This is a genomic window from Thalassobaculum sp. (assembly GCF_040219615.1).
GTDB lineage: Bacteria > Pseudomonadota > Alphaproteobacteria > Thalassobaculales > Thalassobaculaceae > Thalassobaculum_A.
The window spans coordinates 83,678-99,539 of the sequence record NZ_JAVJSE010000009.1; the positions used below are offsets into that span (position 1 = coordinate 83,678).

The following is a 15,862-nucleotide window of genomic DNA, read 5'->3' on the forward strand; positions in this document are numbered from 1 at the left end:
CATTCTCAAGCTCTCAGAACGGCGGGTCCCGGCGCTCCCGCTGGGCCCGCGCCGCTTCGGTCCACCAGGCGAGGTCGTCGGCGAACCGGCCGAAGGCGCCGGTCAGGGCCTCGCCCGGCTTGCCCTGCGGCGCGCCGTTCTCGTCGAGGGTCTGGGAGATCGGCCCGACCGACAGGGTGCTGGAGATCACGACCATCCCCATCTCCGACAGGATGCCGTGCCAGGCGACCCCGGAGCGCGCCCCGGCGATCCGCCCGGCCGAGTAGCTGGCGATCGCGGCCGGCCGCCAGAACCACTCCTCGAGGAAATGATCGGTCAGGTTCTTCAGGCCGGGCTGCGGGCCCCAGTTGTACTCGCCGGTGACGAACACGAAGGCGTCGGCCCGGCGGATCTTCTCCGCCAGGGCCTCCATCGCCGCCGGCGCCTCGCCCTCCGGGTACTCCTTGTACATGCGGTCGAGCATCGGCAGGCCGACTGCCTTGGCGTCCACCAGTTCCGGCGTCGCACCGCGCGCCGCCAGGCCGTTCACGATGAAGTCGGCGAGCCGGATGCCCATCCGGTCGCTCCGGTAGGATCCGTACAGGACCAGGATGCTGTCGCTCATAGTCGCTTCCCGTGGCTGCGTGTGGGTATCCCCGCCGGCTATTCGGCCCCGGCCTGCGCCGCGGCCGCGTCGATGAACCTGGCGAGCTTCAGGTCGAGCTCGGTCAGGCCGTCGGCGTCGTGGGTCGAGAGCGTGACCTCGACCCGGTTGTAGACGTTCGACCACTCCGGGTGATGGTCCATCTTCTCGGCCTTCAGGGCGACCCGGGTCATGAACCCGAAGGCGGCGTTGAAGTCCTTGAAGCGCAACGACCGGGTCATGGCATCGCGCTCGCCGACCGCAAGTGACCAGCGATCCAGTTCGGCCAGGGCGGCCCGGCGGGCCTCGGCGGTGAGCTTCTCGACCTTCGGCATGGCGACCTCCTGTTCCCGATCATCCGGATATCGTCCGGCCGTCCGGGGTATCAACCGCCGTCACATGAACACGTTGCGTACGTCGACCGACGACTCCACGCCGACGCAGGCCAGATGCTCGTCGATCCACTCGCCCGCCACCCGCCGGCCGATGTCGCGCAGATGGTGCAGGAACAGCCGCTCCGGGTTCAGCTTGGTGGAGGCGTGCAGTTCCGCCAGGTCCTCGTCGCCCTTGATCATGTGGATCCGGGTGATGCGGTAGGCGTCGGGGTCGAGCTTGCCGCCGGCGATAAGCCGGTTGACGAAATGCACCGCCCGCATCTCGCGCATCAGCGAGGCGTTGAAGGTGATCTCGTTGACCCGGTCGAGGATCTCGCGGGCGGTCTGCGGCACCCCCGGCCGGTACAGCGGGTTGATCTGCACGATCACCACGTCGCGGCAGTCGGAGTCGTAGGCCAGCGGGAAGATCGCCGGGTTCCCCATGTAGCCGCCGTCGTAGTAGTGCTCGCCGTCGATCTCGACCGCCTGGAACAGGAACGGCAGGCAGGCCGAGGCCATCACCGCGTCCAGCGACAGTTCCCCGTTGTCGAACACCTTCACCTTGCCGGTATGGACGTTGGTGGCGCACAGGAACAGCTTCAGGCCGCTGGCGTAGCGGACCAGGTCCATGTCCACGGTGTCGGCCAGGATGGCGCGCAGCGGGTTCAGGTTCAGCGGATTGGTCTGGTAGGGCGAAAGCACCCGGCCCATCAGGTCGGCGGCGACGTAGCCGGGCGAGGTGTCGATCCGCCAGTTGCCCATCAGCGTGTCGATCACCGTGCGCTGGACCGGGCTGAACGACCCGACGTCCGAGACCCGGTTCCAGAACAGCGCCAGGCGCTGCTTCGCCCCGACCCGGCCGTTCTCGGCCCAGCCGGCCGCGAGCACCACCGCGTTCATCGCCCCGGCGCTGGTGCCGCTGATCGAGTCGAACTCGATGCGGTCGTCGTCCAGCAGCCGGTCGAGCACGCCCCAGGTGAAGGCGCCGTGCGAGCCGCCGCCCTGCAGGGCCAGGTTGACCCGCTTGACCTCGCCCGAGCGCAGCGCGCGGCGCGGGCGGCGCCCGGGCTGGGCGGCCGCCGCCGCTTCCTCGCGCAGGGTTCCGGGGACCGCCGCGTCGGACTGTGCGGGATCCCGGGAATCGTCGCTCATCGCGCCGTCCAGCCGCCGTCGACCGAGAGCGAGGTGCCGGTGATCGACGACGCCTGCTCGCCGCACAGGAACACGGTCAGCGCGCCGAGTTCGTCGATCCCGACGAAGCGCTTGGACGGCTGGCTGGCCAGGATCACGTCCTTCACGACCTGCTCCTCGGACATGTCGTTGGCCTTGGCCTGCTCGCCGATCTGGCCCTCGACCAGCGGGGTCTTCACGAAGCCCGGGCAGATCGCGTTGCAGGTGATGTTCATCTGCGCGGTCTCCAGCGCCACCACCTTGGTCAGCCCGACCACGCCGTGCTTGGCGGCGACATAGGCGACCTTGTAGGGCGAGGCGACCAGGCCGTGCGCCGAGGCGATATTGACGATGCGGCCCCAGTTGCGGGCCTTCATGCCCGGCATCGCCGCCTTGATGGCGTAGAAGTTGGACGACAGGTTGATCGCCTGGATCAGCTCCCAGCGGTCGTCCGGGAACTCCTCGATCGCCGCGACCGTCTGGATGCCGGCGTTGTTGACCAGGATGTCGACCTTGCCGAACGCCTTCTCGGCGTCGGCCACCATCGCCTTGATCTGGTCCGGCTTGGACATGTCGGCGGCGGAATAGGCGGCCTTCACACCGTGCGCCTTCTCCAGCCCGGCGCGCTGCGCCTCGATCGCGTCCCGGTCGCCGAAGCCGTTCAGCATGACGTCGGCGCCGGCGGCGGCCAGGGCCTCGGCGATGCCCTGGCCGATGCCGCTGGTCGACCCGGTGACGATGGCGGACTTGCCCTTGAGGCTCATGTCGGTTCCTTCCCGTTGCGTCGCGGCCCGCGTCGCGGCGGGCCCTCGCTGGCTACGTTGCACCGCACCATGTCGACCTGTCGAGCGCCGGCACAAGCCGGTTGGTTCGGATTGTCGCACCGGCCCGCCGGGTCGTTGCGCAAGCGTCCCTTTCCCGCCGACCCGTTAGCCGCTATAGCTGCCCGCATGTGCGCGCAATCCGCCCGACCCGACATCCTGGCCCCGACCGCCGACCACCTGGCGGCGCTGGCCGAAGACGCCTTGTCCAGCGTTCCGGAGAAGCTCCTGAAGCCGATCGCGGGCCTCGCGATCCTGGTCGAGGAGTTCCCCGACGACGAGACCTGCGAGGCCATGGACCTGGAGACCCCGTTCGACCTGCTCGGACTGTACCAGGGCGTGCCGCTGAACCACCGGTCGTCCGGCGAGACCCCGGCCGACCTCGACCGCATATTCCTGTACCGCCGGCCGATCCTCGACTACTGGGTCGAGACCGGCGAGGACCTGTACCACGTGGTCCGGCACGTGCTGATCCACGAGATCGGCCACCACTACGGCTACTCCGACGACGAGATGGAGGAGCTGGAGCGCCAGGCCGAGGAGGACGAGGCGAACGCGCCGGTCGGGCGGGCCTGACGTCGCACGCTTGCCTCATTGTCGGGCTCGGCTATGGTGCCCGTGAGGGGCGTGCCTAGGACAGCCACCAGCCAGGGAGAGACGCCGATGCGCCGGTTGGCGTTCGTCGCAAGCATCATCGGAGCGATCATGAGCATGGACAGCAGCGGGGCCGCGGCGGCGGGTCCGGAAGACACCCTTTACATGGACCTCGCGTCCGGCCGCGTGACGATCGAGCTGCGCCCGGACCTGGCGCCCAAGCACGTCGCCCGGATCAAGGAACTGGCCCGCCAGGGCTTCTACGACGGCGTGGTGTTCCACCGGGTCATCGAGGGCTTCATGGCCCAGAGCGGCGACCCGACCGGCACCGGCCGCGGCGGCTCCGGCCAGAACCTGGACGCCGAGTTCTCGGACGCCAACTACGGCCGCGGCACCGTCGGCATGGCCCGGGCCCAGAGCCCGAACAGCGCCGACAGCCAGTTCTTCATCTGCTTCAAGGACTGCAGCTTCCTGAACGGCCAGTACACCGTGTGGGGTCAGGTCACCGACGGCATGGAACTGGTCGACGGCATCAAGCGCGGCGAGCCGCCGCGCGATCCCGACCAGATCGTCAAGATGCAGGTCGCGGCCGACGCGAAATAGACATCGAGAAGGGGCGGCCCACGGGCCGCCCCGACCGTTTCGGCGTCCTCGATTGCCCCGCCGGCACGGCTGCCGTGCCTGGCGAGGGCCGTGCGCGTCCCCCGGCGGTGCGGCAGTATTCCGGCCAAGGCACCGAACCGGACAAGCGGGAGGACGGCATGACCACGCGATCGACCAATCAGGACTGGCTGGCCAGGACGCCCGAGACGGCGCTGGAGCCGGACCTCCCGATCTGCGACCCGCACCACCACCTGTGGGACTTCCGCCCCGGCGGGGTGCAGAAGCGCTACTTCCTCGACGAGATGCTCGACGACCTGGCCGGCGGCCACAACGTCGTGTCCACGGTGTTCATCGAGTGCGGCACCATGCTGCGCGCCGACGGGCCGCGGCCGATGCGGTTCGTCGGCGAGACCGAGTTCGCCAACGGCCAGGCGGCGATGAGCGCGTCCGGCCAGTACGGCCCGGCCCGGGTCGCCGCCGGCATCGTGGCGACCGCCGAGCTGATGGCCGGCGACTCGGTCGGCGCGGTGCTGGATGCCCAGATCGCCGCCGGCAACGGCCGGGTGAAGGGCATCCGCGAGGGCGCCTTCTGGCATCCCAGCCCGGAGGTACGCAACCACCGCACGGAGCCGCCGGAAGGCCTGTTCGGGCGCGACGACTTCCGCGCCGGGTTCAGGCAGCTGGCGGCGCGCGGCCTCAGCTTCGACATGCTGTGCTACCACACGCAGATTCCCGAGGCGATCGACCTGGCCCGGGCGTTCCCCGGCACCACCATGATCCTGAACCACCTGGGCGGCCCGATCGGGATCGGCCCCTATGCCGGCAAGGCCGACGAGGTGTTCGCCGACTGGCGCGGCAAGATCGACGCCATCGCCGCCCTGCCGAACGTGGTGATCAAGCTCGGCGGCTCGGGCATGGACGTGATGGGCCACGACTGGGAGAGCCGCCCGGCGGCACCGTCCAGCCGCGACGTCGCCGACGCCACCCGGCGCTGGTACGAGCATGCGATCCAGGCCTTCGGTCCCGAGCGCTGCATGTTCGAGTCGAACTTCCCGGTCGACAAGTCGGGCTTCGGCTACACGGTGGTGTGGAACAGCTTCAAGATCCTGTCCGAGGGCTACTCGGCGAGCGAGCGGGCCGCCATGTTCCACGACACCGCGGCGCGGGTGTACCGGCTGTAGCGCCCGTCGCTTCGTGGGTCCCGGAGCCGGCTGCTCACGCAGCCCCTCCGGGATGACGGTCTCAATATGATTATGTTTCGTCATTCCGGAGGAGACGCGTGAGCGTCTGGCTCCGGAACCCACCGGCCGCCGCCGCGGTCAGCCCCGTGTCTGCCCCAGGAACTCGACCAGCAGCCCGGCCACCGCCTCGGCCCGCTCCTGCTGCACCCAGTGGCCGGCGCCGTCCAGCAGGTGGACGCCGCGCAGGTCGGTGAGGGCGCCGTTCTGCATGCGCTCGAACTCGCCCGGCTTCTGGTGGACGCCCCAGTCGCTGGCGCCGGCGACATACATCGACGGCACGTCGATACTGCGCCCGGCGAAGGTCCTCAGCTCCCGCCCCCAATGCCCGCCGGTGACCACCCGGTACCACTGCAGCCCGCCCTGGAAGCCGATCCGGCCGTACTCGTCGGCATAGACCGCCAGCGCCTCGTCGGGCAGCCAGCGGCAGGCGGCCGCGGCCGCCGGCGACGGCATCTCCGGGCGCACGGTCGCCGGCATGTCGCGGTCCAGGTCCATGACGTAGTAGGTCGGCAGCTTGGCCAACTCGTCGGCCCGCCATGCCTGCAGCGGGTGCGGCCGGTTTTCGGCCCAGTCGGCGCTCTTCATGTGGAAATAGGCGCGCAGGAAGGCGTGGATCCCCTCGGGACAGTCGCGCATGTCGCGGTCGGCCGGCCGGGTCGAGTAGTACCACTGGTAATGCTTGCGCGGCCGCGCCAGGGCGGCGAGGTCGCGGGTCAGGTCGGCGTTCGACAGCCCGGTCGCGACCCCGGGCGCGGCCGCCGGGTCCGGCAGCAGCGACGGCGGCCCGCCGAACGGAGCGCTCATCAGCACCAGCGAGCGGAACACGTCGGGGCGCACCAGGGCGCAGGCGGCCGCCACCGGCGAGCCGTAGTCGTGGCCGACCACGGCGACCCGGCGCCGGCCCAGCGCCGCGACCAGCCCGAGGATGTCGCGCACCAGGTTGAGCATGTAGAACGGCGCGAGATCGTCGTCGTAGCCGGCGCTCCAGCCGGTGGTGCGGCCATAGCCGCGCTGGTCCGGCGCCACCACGTGCCAGCCGGCGGCGGCCAGCGCCGGCATGACGTCGCGCCAGCTGTAGGCGATCTCCGGGAAGCCGTGCAGCAGCAGGACGGTCGGCCGGTCGGCCGCGCCCGGGCCTTCGTGCCCGGCCTCCAGGACATGCATCGACAGGCCGTTGCCATTGTCGACGAAGCGGGCGCGCACGCCCGGCGGCAGCAGTTCGCTGGGAAGCGGCCCGGTGTCGGCCATCGGTCGTCTCCTCCGCTGTCCTGTCGTCGCCGCCGAGGGTAGCGGAGCCCCGGCCGACCGGATAGTCGGCGCCCCCGGGTGGCAGCCGTGCCGGTTTCGCGCTATCCACAGGGGAGGTGGGGACGAGGATGGCCGGACCTGTTCCGGCGAAAGGGGAGGCAATGAAGGTCCTTATCGCCGGCGGTTGCGGCTTCATCGGGCTGGCGACCGCCGAACGCTACCTCGCCGACGGCACCGACGTGGTGCTGTTCGACCGCAACGACCTGCACCCGGTGGCCCGCCGCGCCTTCGACGCCCTGCCCGGTCGATGCACGGTGGTGATCGGCGACATCCGGCACGCCGAGCCGATCCGCCGGGCGGTCTCCGACCACGGCGCCGACGCGGTGGTCTACGCCGCCGCCGTGACCTCGGGCCCGGACCGCGAGCGCGACGCCCCGGAGAGCGTGATCGAGGTCAACCTGGTCGGCCTGTCGCAGGCCCTGAAGGCGGCCCACCGGGCCGGGGTGCGGCGGCTGATCAACGTCTCCTCGGGTGCGGCCTACGGCACCGGCGCGTTCGGCGACACCGGCTGGGACGGCCCGCTGGACGAGTACGGCACCCGCGAGGAGCCGTTCAAGATCTACGGCATGACCAAGTTCGGCTCGGAACGGCTGGTGCGGCGCTACGCCGAGCTGACCGGGCTGGACGCGGTGTCGGTGCGGCTGTCCACCATCTTCGGCGCCTGGGAGATCGATTCCGGCGCCCGCGACACCCTGTCGGCGCCGATGCAGGCGACCCTGCTGGCGCGCGCCGGCAAGCCCGCCCTGTTCGCCCGCGAGGACAAGCTGGACTGGACCTACTCGCGGCATGTCGGCGGCGCCCTGCAGGCCCTGATGGCGGCCCCGCGCGAGCGGCTGAAGAGCGACATCTTCAACGTCACCTCGGCCCGCCAGGTCAGCGTCCTGCAGATGTGCGCCGCCCTGAAGCGCCGGTTCCCGGCCTTCGAATACCGGCTGGCCGGCCCCGGCGAGACGCCGACCGTCGACCTGTACGGCGACAAGGACCGGTTTCCGATGAAGCCCGACCGGCTGGCCGACGAGGCCGGGCACCGGCTGCCCGACGACCTGGACGCCACCATGCGCGACTTCGTCGGCTGGCTGGACGCCCATGACGACTTCTGGGGCCAGAGCTGAACCGTGCCGACTGACGCGAAGGGCGCCGAGCCCGGCGGTCGCGCCGCCGGCTTCGCGCTCGCCTTCGCCTCGTCGATCGGCCTCGGGCTGGCCGTGGCGGTCGCCCGCATCGCCTTCGAGGGCGGCACCGACGGCCAGTCGGTGGCGACCGTGCGGGCCTGGTTCGTGGTGCTGCTGGTCGGCCTGTGGTGCGTCGCGTCCGGGCGCGGCCTGCGCGTCGACCGCCGCACCTGGCTGCACTGCGTCGGCCTCGGCACCCTGCTCGGCTACATGTTCTTCGGCAACATCGGCGCCGTGAAGTTCATCCCGGTCGGGGTGGCGGCCCTGCTGTTCTTCGTCTATCCGCCGCTGGTCGCCGTGTTCACCGCGATCCTCGACCGGCGCTGGCCCGGGCTGCTGCGGCTGACCGCCTTCCTGATCGCCTTCGGCGGGCTGGCGGTGATGCTGGGGGTCGGGTTCGAGCGGCTGAACCCGGTCGGCCTGGCGCTCGGCCTCGGCGCCGGCGTCGCGGCCGGCATCCAGGTCACCTGGACCAGCCGGGTCATGAAGGGCCGCGACAGCCTGGTGGTGATGTTCCACATGGCGCTGACCGCCGCGGTGGTGCTCAGCGTCGCGGTGCCGGCGATCACCGGCCTGACGCCGCCGGCGACCACGCTCGGCTGGATCGGCGCGGCCGGCGTGGTGCTGCTGCAGGGCTGCTCGATCCCGCTGTACTTCGCCGCCATTCCGCGGATCGGCGCCGAGACCAGCGCGATCATCAACAACCTGCAGCCGGTGACCTCGATCGTCGCCGCCTTCCTGCTGTTCGGCGAAGCCATGACCGCGAGCCAGTTCGCCGGCGGCGCCATGGTGATCGGCGGGATATTGCTGCTGCAGCTGGCGGGGAGGCGCGGGTAAGGCTCGGCTGCCGTCCCTCGACTCGAGCGGTTTCAGCCCAAGACCGTCCTTAGCGCGGGAAGGATCACCGGATTCCGGAGGCGGTTGATGAATTATAGCCAATTGGCTATAATTTGCCGATCGGGTCGATGAAGTGGTCGGTCGAGACGTTGAACGAGACTGTCGACGCTGAAATACGCGCACTGCCCAAGGACCTCCGTGCTGCCTTCCTGCGCCTGTCCGAGCGGATCGAGATCGTCGGCATCGAGCGGATCGGCGAGCCGCATCTCAAGCATCTGCGCGGCAAGCTCTGGGAGATGCGTCTGAACGGCCGCGACGGTATCGGACGCGCGATCTACGTCACTGCGGCGGGGCGACGGGTCATCGTCGTCCACGCGTTCGCGAAGAAGACGCGGAAGGTTCCCCGATCGGCTCTCGCGCTGGCCGAGCAACGGGCGAAGGAGGTACTGCAGTGACGAAGCTCGCGGATCTCAGGGAACAGCTTCTGCGGGACCCGGAAGTAAAGGCCGAGTACGACCGCCTCGGCCCCGTCTACGAGGTGGTCGGCGCCCTGATCGACGCACGCCACGACGCCGGCCTGACCCAGGCGCAGCTGGCAGAGCGGATGGGCACGAAGCAGTCGGTCATTGCCCGTCTGGAAAACGCCCGTCGCCTGCCGAGCCTGGAAATGGTCACGCGCTACGCGGCGGCAACCGGGCGGCGTATCGCGCTGATCAATGCGGACTGACAGCTACCGCCAGCCATTCAACCGCTGATCGTCGTCCCCTCCGCACCCGCCTCGACCGTCAGCCGACCGGCCGCCGTCAGCGCCGGCCAGTCCGCCGCGTCCACCATCGCCACCGGGCAGTCCGCCCCGTACAGCTCGCGCGCCACCAGGGCGCCGAGGGTGACGATGGCGTCGCGGGTCAGCAGCAGGATGGCGGCCGGGCCGGTGCCGGCGCGGATCGCCTCGGCCAGCACCGAGCTGCCGGAGCTGGAGCCGCGGCCGCGCTCCATCAGCACCACCTTGCCGGTCAGCACGGCGTCGCATTGCGGATGCCAGCGGTCGATGATCGCGCCGGTCGCGGCGTCGAGCCCGCCCCAGAAGCTGAGCGGCTCGGCCATCACGAACACCTCGCCGGCCGCCGTCCCCGGCACCAGGGTGACCGCCTTCATAGCCGCACCACCCGGCCGGCGCGCGCCGACGCCACGCAGTCGGCCAGCGATCCGAAGGCGATCTCGATGTCGAGATTGCCGGGCGCGTAGTAGGCCATCTTCCCGGAGTTGGTCATCACCGCCCCCGACAGGTCGCGCATGATCGCGGTGACGTAGGTGCAGGTGTCCAGCACCACCGTGACCCCGGCGGCGTTCAGCCGGTCCTCCCAGCCGCGCGCCCGGACCTCGGCCATGACCTCGCGGCCGGTGTTGACGTACAGGCCGACCGCCGGCGCCGGGCCGTCGAGCAGCGGCATCAGCCGCTCGAACTCGCGGACCGAGAAATGCGGGGTGCCGAGGCTGACCGCCGACAGCGCCGTGCCCTCCGGCACCGTCGACAGCCGCCGCACAATGTCGCGCAGGTCGTCGGCGGCGAGCCGGATCGTCTCCTCCGGCCGGCCGCCCTGCAGCGCCGCCTCCAGGGTCGGCGCCTCCGGGGTCAGGCCGACGGCATGGAACAGCGCCACCGATCCGGCCGAGGCGGCGGTCGCGCCCAGCGCCTTCAGGTCGTCCTCGGTCGCGCTCGCCGGCAGCCCGACGATCGCCGCGATCCGGTCGCCGCAGCGCCGGCCGACCGCATGGCCGACGGCGACGCAGGCCGGGCCGGCGTCGTCCCATTCCGGCGGGACCGCCTCGACCTCGACCACCACCGTGGCCCGCCGGTTCTCCGTCAGGTGCAGCCCGTAATGCGGCACCCGGCCGGTGACCGCGCAGCACAGGTCGATGAAGTCGCCGTAGCGCTCGGTGCGGGCGCCGATCACCGAGTTGGCGAACACGATGGCGTTGGATTCGGCCCAGGCGATCTGCGCCCCGAAGCGCGGCCGGTACAGGGTCTGGTACGGCGCGCAGGTGAAGCTCGGGATGCAGCCCAGTTCCTCGTGCGCGCGCATCAGCCGGGCGCCGGCGGTACCGAGATCGGGGTCGCCGATGAACAGTTCCGGGTGGATCAGGTCGACCGAGCCGACGTTCAGGGTGGTCGGCACCCGCACCCGGCCGCCGAGCGCCACCAGGTGCTCGACGAAGTCCAGGCTGACCTGGCCGTGATACAGGCAGCCGTCGATATGGGCGCATTCGGCGTCGACCAGCCGCGGCGCCCCGACCGCCTCGGCGAACCGCACCAGCAGCCCCATGGCGAAGCGCGCGGCCTCGCCCTGCTCGCCGGCCAGCAGGGCGCGGTCACTCTCCGACAGTTCCATGCTCACGCTGTATCCTCCCCGAACGGGTGCCAGCCTTCGCGGTCCTCGATCTCCAGCACCCACAGGTCGGGGTCGATGCGGCGCTCGCGCTCGATATAGGCGTCGGCCTCGGCCTCCGGCACCGGCTGGTCGCCGGTGGCCTGCCGCCAGAACGTCACCTCGCGCTCGTAGTCGCGGGTCGGCGCCAGCACCGTGCAGCCGGCCGCCGGCCCGCGGTTCACCTTCACGTATACCGCGCCGGCGTCCGGGTCGCCGCGGCGGGCGACGGTGGCCGCAATGCCGCGCATCGACGCCCGGCGGATCGCCGACTGCACCAGCACCTGCGCCTTCAGGCGCGCCTCGGTCATGGCGTGTTCCCCGCACGTACCACCGGTCGGAAGCCGTGTTCCCCGCTGGGAACAGGCCTCGGTTTGCCCTAGATTAGCCTGTAAACCGCCTGCCGGGCGGAGAAACCAAGAGCTTCTGAACGGGGACCATCATGAGCAAGCGAGTTCTGCCATCCCGTGTCCTGGGCGCCGCCCTCGCGCTGTCGCTGTTGGCGACCACGGGCATCGCCGCCGCCGCCGAGATCGAGCCGGCCGTCGTCTTCGACATGGGCGGCAAGTTCGACAAGAGCTTCAACGAGGGGGTCTACAACGGGGTCGAGAAGTTCTCGAAGGAGACCGGGATCAAGTACAGGGAATTCGAGGTCACCAACGAGACCCAGCGCGAGCAGGCGATCGCCCGCATGGCGAGCCGCGGCGCCAACCCGGTGCTCGGCGTCGGCTTCGCCCAGGCGCCGGCGATCGAGAAGGTCGCCAAGGAGAACCCGAACACCAAGTTCGCGATCATCGACGGCGTGGTCGAGCTACCGAACGTCCGCTCCATCGTGTTCAAGGAGCAGGAGGGCTCGTTCCTGGTCGGCATCCTGGCGGCGATGGCCTCGAAGACCGGCAAGGTCGGCTTCGTCGGCGGCATGGACATCCCGCTGATCCGGCGCTTCGCCTGCGGCTACGTGCAGGGCGTGAAATACGCCAACGCCAACGCCGAGGTGTTCCAGAACATGACCGGCACCACCCCGTCGGCCTGGAACGACCCGACCAAGGGCGGCGAGCTGGCGCGCAGCCAGTTCGACCGCGGCGCCGACGTGGTCTACGCGGCCGCCGGCGGTACCGGCATCGGCGTCTACCAGGCCGCCGCCGACAGCGGCAAGCTGGCGATCGGCGTCGACAGCAACCAGAACCATCTGCAACCGGGCACCATGCTGACCTCGATGCTGAAGCGGGTCGACGTGGCCGCCTACAAGGCCTTCATGGACGCCAAGAACGACAAGTTCACCACCGGCTTCCAGGTGCTGGGCGTCGCCGAGGGCGGCATCGACTGGGCGCTCGACGAGCACAACAAGGCGCTGATCACCGACGCCATGAAGGCGGCGGTCGAGAAGGCCAAGGCCGGCATCGTCGACGGCTCGATCAAGGTGCACGACTACATGGCGGACAATTCCTGCCCGATGTAAGCGGGGCGAGCGTGCAGGACATGGCATGCCGTCACGCGGTGGATCCCGGAGCCGTCCCGGATCAAGTCCGGGACCTCTCCGGGATGACGAGGGCGAAGGGGGGGCTCTCTCGGCCGCCACCGTCATTCCGGAGAGGGCGCGCGAGCGCCCGGCTCCGGAACCCACCCGCCGCCTCGGCGTGACCCGATGCAGGCTGGCACACGCACCTCCCCCGCCATCGAGCTGATCGGGATCGACAAGCGGTTCGGGCCGGTGCAGGCCAACCGCGACGTGTCGCTGACCGTGGCGGCCGGCACGATCCACGGCATCGTCGGCGAGAACGGCGCCGGCAAGTCGACCCTGATGAGCATCCTGTACGGCTTCTACGAGGCCGATGCCGGCGAGATCCGGGTCGGCGGCCGTGCGGTGGCGATCCGCAACGCGTCCGACGCCATCGCCGCCGGCATCGGCATGGTGCACCAGCACTTCATGCTGGTCCCGACCTTCACGGTGCTGGAGAACGTGATGCTCGGCGCCGAGGGCGCGGCCCTGCTGGCCGGCGGCCGCGCCAGGGCCCGGGCCGAGCTGGAGCGGCTGGAGCGCGACTACGGCCTGGAGGTCGATCCCGACGCCCTGGTCGGCGACCTGGCGGTCGGGCTGCAGCAGCGGGTCGAGATCCTCAAGGCGCTGTACCGCGGCGCGCGCATCCTGATCCTGGACGAGCCGACCGGCGTGCTCACCCCGCAGGAGACCGACCGGCTGTTCGGGATCCTGCGGGCGCTGCGCGACGAGGGCGTGACCGTCGTCCTGATCACCCACAAGCTGCGCGAAATCCTGGCGGTCACCGACACCGTCTCGGTGATGCGCCGCGGCGAGATGGTGGCGCACCGCCCGACGGCCGAGACCAGCCGCGAGGAGCTGGCCGAGCTGATGGTCGGCCGCAAGGTGCTGTTCCGGGTCGACAAGGGACCGGCCCATGCCGGCCGGCCGGTGCTGGAGGTCGAGGGCCTGCGGGTGGTCGACGGCGACGGCGTGCCGCGGGTCGACGGGGTCGGGTTCGCGGTCGCCGCCGGCGAGATCGTCGGGGTCGCAGGGGTCTCAGGCAACGGCCAGAGCGAGCTGCTGGAAGCGCTCGCCGGGATCCGCCCGGTCGCCGCCGGCCGGATCCGCATCGGCGACCTGGAGATCGCGCCGGACCGGCCGACCGATCCGCGCACCGTGCGGGCCGCCGGGGTCGGTCACGTGCCGGAGGACCGTCACCGCATGGGCATGGTGCTGCCGTTCGAGGCCGCCGAGAGCGCCATCCTGGGGCGCCACGACAGCCCGGCCTACAACCGCGGCTGGCTGATGGACTACGACGCGGTCACCGCCGACTGCGCCGCCAAGATGCAGGCGTTCGACGTGCGGCCGGCCGACCCGCACCTGCGCGGATCACTGTTCTCCGGCGGCAACCAGCAGAAGCTGGTGCTGGCGCGCGAGCTCGCCGGCCATCCGAAGCTGCTGCTGGTCGGCCAGCCGACCCGGGGCGTCGACATCGGCGCCATCGAGTTCATCCACCGGCAGCTGGTGGCGATGCGCGACGCCGGCTCGGCGATCCTGCTGGTGTCGGTCGAGCTCGACGAGATCATGAGCCTGGCGGACCGCATCATCGTCATGTGCGGCGGCCGGATCGTCGGCTGCATCGACGCCGCCGGCGCCGACGAACGCACCCTCGGCCTGATGATGGCCAACGTGTCGCCGGACGAAATCAGGCACGGGGAGATCCGACAGTGAACGCCGAGCCAGACCGCTTCGAGGAGCGGCGCCAGCCGGAGCCGGCGAGGCCGGAGGACGTGCGCAACCCGTTCGAGCGCGACAAGGGCCGGGTGATCCACTCCGCCGCGTTCCGCCGGCTGCAGGGCAAGACCCAGGTGATGGGCACCAGCGAGGGCGACTTCCACCGCACCCGGCTGACCCATTCGATCGAGGTCGGGCAGATCGGCGAAGGCGTGCTGCTAAAGCTGTCGCGCACCGTGACCGACCCGGTCGCGCGCGAATGGCTGCCGGACCGCTCGCTGGTGCTGGCGACTTGCCACGCCCACGACCTCGGCCACCCGCCCTACGGCCATGACGGCGAGGTGGCGATCCACGGCAAGATGAAGGACGACGACGGTTTCGAGGGCAACGGCCAGACCCTGCGGGTGCTGACCAAGCTGGAGAAGTACCGTGCCAGGGGCGTCGGCCTGAACCCGACCCGCCGGCTGCTGCTGGCGGTGCTGAAATACCCGGTGCCCTACTCCGAGGCGCGGCGCCGGCTGCCGGCCGACAGCGACCGGCCGCCGAAATGCTACATGGACACCGAGCGCGACACCGTCGACTGGATCCTGCAGCCGTTCGCCGACGCCGACCGGGCGCTGTTCACCTCGATGGACGCCGCCGGCAGGGCCCGCTTCAAGTCGTTCGACTGCTCGATCATGGACTGCGCCGACGACATCGCCTACGCGGTCCACGACCTGGAGGACGCGATCGGCCGGCGCATGGTGATCCGCGACCAGTTCGAGGCGGCGCTCGACGCCGCCGACGACGCCCTCGACTTCGCGGCGCTGACCGGGCTCGGCCTGTCGATGGACCGCGACACCCTGCAGCGCCTGCTGTTCTCGGCCCACAGCCACGACCGCAAGCAGGCGATCGCCGCGCTCGTGAACTTCTTCGTCACCCATGTGGCGCTGGTCGAGCTCAGGGACTTCGCCCATCCGCTGCTGCGCTGGAACGCGACGTTGCCGCCGCAGGCCCGGGCGCTGTGCGACTTCCTGATGGACTTCACCCGCCAGCACGTGGTCCGGACCGCCGAGGTGGTGCAGCTGCGCCGCAAGGGCCGGCGCCTGATCGCCGCCATGTTCGACGAGTTCCTGACCGCCCCGGAGGAGCTGATCCCGCGCTCGTTCTGGGACGGCCTCGACCCGCGCGAGACCGTGCCGCGCCGGGTCTGCGACTACGTCGCCGGCATGACCGACGCCTATGCCGAGCGGGTCTGGCGCCGGCTGTTCGAACCGGGCTACGGGAACAGCACCGATGAGCTGTGAGGGGATGATCGCGCCGAGGCAGGACCGGCGAGGCAGCCGGTGGGTTCCGGCTCGACCGCGCCGGGGCGGCGCGTCCGTCCGGAATGACGTCAGGTGTAGGGCTCTGTCCGCCCCCCATCCCCGTCATTCCGGACCGGACCCTCGACTTGATCGAGGGGACGGATCCGGAACCCACGGAGCGACGGGCGTCCGCC

18 protein-coding genes are annotated in these 15,862 nt (G+C 70.8%); 10 read left to right on the forward strand and 8 right to left on the reverse strand.

The annotated features are described in order from the left end of the window. Positions 1-13: 13 nt before the first annotated feature. Genes RIC31_RS04520 through RIC31_RS04535 form a run of 4 tightly spaced genes read right to left on the reverse strand, consistent with a single transcriptional unit; the run spans position 14 to position 2,930 of the window. The gene (locus tag RIC31_RS04520; RefSeq protein ID WP_350103485.1) at positions 14-604 is read right to left on the reverse strand and encodes an NADPH-dependent FMN reductase; all 591 of its coding nucleotides are present in this window, start codon (positions 602-604) and stop codon (positions 14-16) included. 38 nt (positions 605-642) lie between these two features. Continuing rightward, entirely contained in the window at positions 643-957 is a 315-nt protein-coding gene (locus RIC31_RS04525; RefSeq protein ID WP_350103486.1) for a 4a-hydroxytetrahydrobiopterin dehydratase, read from the reverse strand. A gap of 60 nt (positions 958-1,017) precedes the next feature. Beyond that, on the reverse strand, positions 1,018-2,148 hold the full coding sequence (locus tag RIC31_RS04530) for a patatin-like phospholipase family protein (protein WP_350103488.1): 1,131 nt from the start codon (positions 2,146-2,148) through the stop codon (positions 1,018-1,020). Further along, entirely contained in the window at positions 2,145-2,930 is a 786-nt protein-coding gene (locus RIC31_RS04535; RefSeq protein WP_350103490.1) for a 3-hydroxybutyrate dehydrogenase, read from the reverse strand. Before RIC31_RS04535 ends, RIC31_RS04530 begins: the two co-directional genes overlap by 4 nt. Before the next feature lie 186 nt (positions 2,931-3,116). On the opposite strand from RIC31_RS04535, the gene RIC31_RS04540 reads away from it, so the two are divergent. The 3 genes from RIC31_RS04540 to RIC31_RS04550 all read left to right on the forward strand — a co-directional run bounded on the left by RIC31_RS04540 (position 3,117) and on the right by RIC31_RS04550 (position 5,365). Then, positions 3,117-3,563, forward strand: coding sequence for a metallopeptidase family protein (locus RIC31_RS04540; protein WP_350103494.1), 447 nt, complete (start codon positions 3,117-3,119; stop codon positions 3,561-3,563). A gap of 129 nt (positions 3,564-3,692) precedes the next feature. After that, a complete protein-coding gene (locus RIC31_RS04545) occupies positions 3,693-4,184 on the forward strand; it encodes a peptidylprolyl isomerase (RefSeq protein ID WP_350103496.1) in 492 nt (163 codons plus the stop codon). Between the two features lie 158 nt (positions 4,185-4,342). Continuing rightward, positions 4,343-5,365: an amidohydrolase family protein gene (locus tag RIC31_RS04550; protein ID WP_350103499.1), complete on the forward strand. Its 1,023-nt coding sequence runs from the start codon at positions 4,343-4,345 to the stop codon at positions 5,363-5,365. Positions 5,366-5,503: 138 nt separating this feature from the next. On the opposite strand, the gene RIC31_RS04555 is transcribed toward RIC31_RS04550, so the two are convergent. Continuing rightward, the gene (locus RIC31_RS04555; RefSeq protein ID WP_350103501.1) at positions 5,504-6,673 is read right to left on the reverse strand and encodes an alpha/beta fold hydrolase; all 1,170 of its coding nucleotides are present in this window, start codon (positions 6,671-6,673) and stop codon (positions 5,504-5,506) included. Between the two features lie 161 nt (positions 6,674-6,834). On the opposite strand from RIC31_RS04555, the gene RIC31_RS04560 reads away from it, so the two are divergent. From RIC31_RS04560 to RIC31_RS04575, 4 genes are all read left to right on the forward strand, one after another. Next, positions 6,835-7,845, forward strand: coding sequence for an NAD-dependent epimerase/dehydratase family protein (locus RIC31_RS04560; RefSeq protein ID WP_350103504.1), 1,011 nt, complete (start codon positions 6,835-6,837; stop codon positions 7,843-7,845). 3 nt (positions 7,846-7,848) lie between these two features. After that, positions 7,849-8,742, forward strand: a complete 894-nt coding sequence (locus RIC31_RS04565) for a DMT family transporter (protein ID WP_350103506.1) — start codon at positions 7,849-7,851, stop codon at positions 8,740-8,742. Between the two features lie 128 nt (positions 8,743-8,870). Continuing rightward, a complete protein-coding gene (locus RIC31_RS04570) occupies positions 8,871-9,197 on the forward strand; it encodes a type II toxin-antitoxin system RelE/ParE family toxin (RefSeq protein WP_350103509.1) in 327 nt (108 codons plus the stop codon). Further along, positions 9,194-9,469, forward strand: coding sequence for a helix-turn-helix domain-containing protein (locus tag RIC31_RS04575; RefSeq protein ID WP_350103512.1), 276 nt, complete (start codon positions 9,194-9,196; stop codon positions 9,467-9,469). The genes RIC31_RS04570 and RIC31_RS04575 overlap by 4 nt, the downstream gene beginning before the upstream one ends. Before the next feature lie 17 nt (positions 9,470-9,486). Here the strand turns inward: RIC31_RS04575 and RIC31_RS04580 are convergent, their stop codons facing one another. Genes RIC31_RS04580 through RIC31_RS04590 form a run of 3 tightly spaced genes read right to left on the reverse strand, consistent with a single transcriptional unit; the run spans position 9,487 to position 11,479 of the window. Next, positions 9,487-9,897 (reverse strand): aconitase X swivel domain-containing protein, encoded by a 411-nt coding sequence (locus tag RIC31_RS04580; protein WP_350103516.1) that lies wholly within the window; start codon positions 9,895-9,897, stop codon positions 9,487-9,489. After that, positions 9,894-11,132: an aconitase X gene (locus RIC31_RS04585; RefSeq protein ID WP_350103576.1), complete on the reverse strand. Its 1,239-nt coding sequence runs from the start codon at positions 11,130-11,132 to the stop codon at positions 9,894-9,896. The genes RIC31_RS04580 and RIC31_RS04585 overlap by 4 nt, the downstream gene beginning before the upstream one ends. Positions 11,133-11,134: 2 nt before the next feature. Further along, positions 11,135-11,479, reverse strand: a complete 345-nt coding sequence (locus RIC31_RS04590) for a DUF1491 family protein (RefSeq protein ID WP_350103517.1) — start codon at positions 11,477-11,479, stop codon at positions 11,135-11,137. 131 nt (positions 11,480-11,610) lie between these two features. Here RIC31_RS04590 and RIC31_RS04595 point away from each other — a divergent pair, with 131 nt between their 5' ends. The 3 genes from RIC31_RS04595 (at position 11,611) to RIC31_RS04605 (ending at position 15,668) form a co-directional block, all read left to right on the forward strand. Beyond that, positions 11,611-12,627 (forward strand): BMP family lipoprotein, encoded by a 1,017-nt coding sequence (locus RIC31_RS04595; protein WP_350103520.1) that lies wholly within the window; start codon positions 11,611-11,613, stop codon positions 12,625-12,627. Positions 12,628-12,813: 186 nt separating this feature from the next. Further along, positions 12,814-14,379, forward strand: a complete 1,566-nt coding sequence (locus RIC31_RS04600; protein ID WP_350103522.1) for an ABC transporter ATP-binding protein — start codon at positions 12,814-12,816, stop codon at positions 14,377-14,379. Beyond that, entirely contained in the window at positions 14,376-15,668 is a 1,293-nt protein-coding gene (locus RIC31_RS04605) for an anti-phage deoxyguanosine triphosphatase (protein WP_350103525.1), read from the forward strand. Before RIC31_RS04600 ends, RIC31_RS04605 begins: the two co-directional genes overlap by 4 nt. Positions 15,669-15,862 lie beyond the last annotated feature (194 nt).

Coding starts and splice junctions, on each gene's coding strand:
- RIC31_RS04560 (WP_350103504.1), top strand. CDS start 6,835: ATGAAGGTCCTTATCGCCGGCGGTTGCGGCTTCATCGGGCTGGCGACC.
- RIC31_RS04545 (WP_350103496.1), top strand. CDS start 3,693: ATGAGCATGGACAGCAGCGGGGCCGCGGCGGCGGGTCCGGAAGACACC.
- RIC31_RS04600 (WP_350103522.1), top strand. CDS start 12,814: ATGCAGGCTGGCACACGCACCTCCCCCGCCATCGAGCTGATCGGGATC.
- RIC31_RS04535 (WP_350103490.1), bottom strand. CDS start 2,930: ATGAGCCTCAAGGGCAAGTCCGCCATCGTCACCGGGTCGACCAGCGGC.
- RIC31_RS04595 (WP_350103520.1), top strand. CDS start 11,611: ATGAGCAAGCGAGTTCTGCCATCCCGTGTCCTGGGCGCCGCCCTCGCG.
- RIC31_RS04530 (WP_350103488.1), bottom strand. CDS start 2,148: ATGAGCGACGATTCCCGGGATCCCGCACAGTCCGACGCGGCGGTCCCC.
- RIC31_RS04520 (WP_350103485.1), bottom strand. CDS start 604: ATGAGCGACAGCATCCTGGTCCTGTACGGATCCTACCGGAGCGACCGG.
- RIC31_RS04590 (WP_350103517.1), bottom strand. CDS start 11,479: ATGACCGAGGCGCGCCTGAAGGCGCAGGTGCTGGTGCAGTCGGCGATC.
- RIC31_RS04540 (WP_350103494.1), top strand. CDS start 3,117: ATGTGCGCGCAATCCGCCCGACCCGACATCCTGGCCCCGACCGCCGAC.
- RIC31_RS04550 (WP_350103499.1), top strand. CDS start 4,343: ATGACCACGCGATCGACCAATCAGGACTGGCTGGCCAGGACGCCCGAG.
- RIC31_RS04585 (WP_350103576.1), bottom strand. CDS start 11,132: ATGGAACTGTCGGAGAGTGACCGCGCCCTGCTGGCCGGCGAGCAGGGC.
- RIC31_RS04525 (WP_350103486.1), bottom strand. CDS start 957: ATGCCGAAGGTCGAGAAGCTCACCGCCGAGGCCCGCCGGGCCGCCCTG.
- RIC31_RS04555 (WP_350103501.1), bottom strand. CDS start 6,673: ATGGCCGACACCGGGCCGCTTCCCAGCGAACTGCTGCCGCCGGGCGTG.
- RIC31_RS04570 (WP_350103509.1), top strand. CDS start 8,871: ATGAAGTGGTCGGTCGAGACGTTGAACGAGACTGTCGACGCTGAAATA.
- RIC31_RS04580 (WP_350103516.1), bottom strand. CDS start 9,897: ATGAAGGCGGTCACCCTGGTGCCGGGGACGGCGGCCGGCGAGGTGTTC.